This is a genomic window from Sulfitobacter sp. HI0129 (assembly GCF_001635395.1).
In the GTDB taxonomy this organism is placed as follows: Bacteria; Pseudomonadota; Alphaproteobacteria; order Rhodobacterales; family Rhodobacteraceae; genus Sulfitobacter.
The window spans coordinates 1-2,126 of the sequence record NZ_LWGH01000876.1 but is presented as its reverse complement, the minus strand read 5'-3'; the positions used below and the strand labels follow the sequence as shown (position 1 = coordinate 2,126).

At 63.6% G+C, this 2,126-nt stretch carries 3 protein-coding genes; 1 reads left to right on the top strand and 2 read right to left on the bottom strand.

Features of this window, described 5'->3' with window-relative positions; genetic code table 11:
* The first annotated feature begins 179 nt into the window (after positions 1 to 179).
* A complete protein-coding gene (locus A3764_RS20515; RefSeq protein ID WP_067922725.1) occupies positions 180 to 1,052 on the top strand; it encodes a glycosyltransferase family 2 protein in 873 nt (290 codons plus the stop codon).
* A 10-nt stretch (positions 1,053 to 1,062) separates the two neighbouring features.
* Here A3764_RS20515 and A3764_RS20510 read toward each other — a convergent pair whose 3' ends face one another.
* Positions 1,063 to 1,941 (bottom strand): alpha/beta fold hydrolase, encoded by an 879-nt coding sequence (locus tag A3764_RS20510; RefSeq protein WP_067952040.1) that lies wholly within the window; start codon positions 1,939 to 1,941, stop codon positions 1,063 to 1,065.
* 10 nt (positions 1,942 to 1,951) lie between these two features.
* Positions 1,952 to 2,126, bottom strand: a 175-nt coding sequence (locus A3764_RS24275; RefSeq protein WP_150122343.1) for a M20/M25/M40 family metallo-hydrolase, incomplete at its 5' end; no start/stop codon positions are given.

Here is a 2,126-nt window from a genome sequence, read left to right as displayed (position 1 = left end):
AAGCCCGCCTCTGCGAAGTCCTGCGGAATCAGTGGGTTCATCTGTCACTCGTTCGGGCGGCCCCACCTTTCATGGCAAAGCGGCAACGGCGCGGCGCGGGCCGCAATTTGCGATTCTCTTGTACCAGCCGCTCCTCTAGGATGCGAGGCAGGCATGGGCAATTTCGGGCAGGTGTGACGATGCAGACGGCGGCCGCGGTGACGATGGTGCGCGATGACGCGTTCTTTTTGAAGGCGTGGCTCGCGCATTACGGCGGGCTTTTTGGGCGTGAAAACTGCTATGTCATCAACCATGGGCGCGGCGCAGAGGTCGCAGCACTGGCCGAAGGCTGCAACGTCATCGGCATCCCGGGCGATCCGCACAAGAATTTCGACGTGAAGCGCTGGCAGTTGATAAACAACCTCGTCGGCGGTCTGCGCAAGTATTTCACCCATGTGGTCGTGGGCGATGTGGACGAACTGGTGGTCAGCGACCCGGAGGCGGGCGGAACCCTGTTGGATTTCCTGAAGGACGCGCCGAAGGGCCGTATTCTCACGCCGCTGGGGCTGGAGGTGATCCACCGCATCGACATCGAACCAGACCCCGTCACCGGCCCCATCCTCGGCCCCCGGATGCATGTGCGGCCCGCGCCGTGGTATTCGAAACCCTGCATCACCTCGGCGCCCGCGAAACTGTCGCGGGGCGGGCATTACGCGCAATACGACAAGCTGCACGCGCCCGACAGGCTCTACCTTCTGCATCTGAAGTTCTGCGATTTCGACAATTACGCCGCCGCCATGGATCGGCGCAATGCCGTGACGGCAGAGGTGCCGGGCGATCAGAAAGGCGCCTCCATCGGGGGGCATTGGTTTGCCGCCAACCGGGGCGAGGACCGGGCGGTTTTCGAAGCCTTCGCGACCCTCGAAATGGTGGAAGGCTTCGACATGACGCCGCTGCGCCGAAGGATGCGCCGGTCGTTCAAGCCGCGCGGGGATACAGGCTTCTATGAATTCGATCACCCGCGCTACAAGACCCAGTACCGGCTGCCCGACAGGTTTGCCGGGCTGGTCTGACGCGCGGCCCTCAGCCTCCCGGCAGGAAGGCGAGCAGCCGTCGTGCCGTTTCCCCGGGCGATTTGTCGATGAAGAAATGGCCGCCAGGAATGCTTTCACAGCGCATGTCGGCCAGACGATCACGCCAAGTGGCGGCAACGTCATAGGCCTGCGCCATCACCCCGTCGCCGCCGTAGAGGACAAGCGCCGGGCAGTCGACCTTGCGCCCCAGATCCTGCGTATCGAGGTCGAGATCCACGTCGATGGCCGCGCGGTAGTCGTTGCACATCGCCTCGATCGTGCGCGCCCGGTGCCATGACGCGCGATAGGCCGCCAGCGCCCGGTTGTCGAAATCCTCAAGCGTGCCGCCGCCCCAGCCCAGCAGGCAGGATTCGTAGAAGAAATCAGGGTCGGCGGCGATCATCTTTTCCGGTCTGGGTGAGGGTTGGGAGAGGAAAAACCAGTGATAATAATCTCTTGCAACCTCATGTGAAAGTTCGCTCAGCAGATGCTGGGTGGGAACGATGTCCATCACGGTCAGGGTCTCTACCGCTGCTGCATGGTCCAGCGCTAGCCGGTGCGCCGTTCTGGCCCCCCGGTCATGCCCCACGAGATGAAAGCGATCAAAGCCGAGCGTCCGCATGAGCGCCGCCTGATCCGCCGCCATCTCGCGAAAACTGTATTCCGCCGCGCCCTCGGGCGCTTCGCTGTCGCCATAGCCGCGCAGGTCCGCTGTGATGACGGTAAAGCGTTCCGCCAGCAGGGGGGCCGTGGCGTGCCACATGGCGTGGGTCTGGGGAAAGCCGTGCAATAGCAGCAGCGGCGGCCCGTTCCCTATGCGGCGATAGGCGATCTCGGCCCGGCCCTCCGGGCGCNGGCGTTCGACGGGCAGTTCGAAGAAATCACTCATGCCGTTGCCCTCAGCGGCTCAGCGCGTCGAGGATGCGCGCCCAACTGCGGATGCCTTTGTGAAAGCTCTCCATGTCGTATTTTTCGTTCGGGGAATGGATCTGGTCATCGTCCTTGCCGAAGCCGATCAACATCGGGCGGGTGCCGAGGATGCTCTGGAAATAGCCCGCGATGGGGATGGACCCG

Excerpts from the sequence above, each read along its gene's own strand:
- A3764_RS20515 (WP_067922725.1), top strand. The coding sequence starts at position 180 with ATGCAGACGGCGGCCGCGGTGACGATGGTGCGCGATGACGCGTTCTTT.